The organism is Corallococcus sp. AB049A (assembly GCF_003668885.1).
In the GTDB taxonomy this organism is placed as follows: Bacteria; Myxococcota; Myxococcia; order Myxococcales; family Myxococcaceae; genus Corallococcus; species Corallococcus interemptor.
Map to the genome: position 1 here is coordinate 1 of NZ_RAWL01001017.1, position 469 is coordinate 469.

General features: G+C 61.4%; 1 protein-coding gene. It reads left to right on the plus strand.

Annotation, left to right across the window (positions count from 1 at the left end; genetic code table 11):
* A partial coding sequence (locus tag D7X55_RS46190; protein ID WP_233610432.1) for a hypothetical protein occupies positions 1 to 198 on the plus strand: 198 nt, incomplete at its 5' end.
* Positions 199 to 469 lie beyond the last annotated feature (271 nt).

The following is a 469-nucleotide window of genomic DNA, read 5'->3' on the forward strand; positions in this document are numbered from 1 at the left end:
CTGCAGGCGTGGGTAGGTGGGGTGGGGCGTGTTCATGGCGGCAACCTCACGAGGCGAGGCCACCTGCGAAGCGCAAGGTGGCGGGCGGTGCGGGTTGGCGTGCCGGTCAAAATCAAAGCGAAAAAGCCGACGGATCACGAGGATCCCCACGCACCGCCCACCATGGGCAAGCCGGTGCATTGTCGCGATTGCCGCTGATGCGGCAAATCGATCGCTTCGATGTTTGATTCGGGACGCCAATCCCGGCCAGCGCAACGTACGTTGGCACAGCCAACTTCGCGCTTTCACTCGAACAACGACATGAGCAAAGTTGTAAATCATGCCCTGCATGGGAGTGCCAAAGCCGACACGCAACGGCGGCGGCAAGCGCGTATGCTGCGGTACTTGCTCACGACGAAGGAACGTCGAATGTCTATTGATCTCCGCGTGATGGCCACTGCACTGGGCGCCCTGTTCTGCACCACCGCAC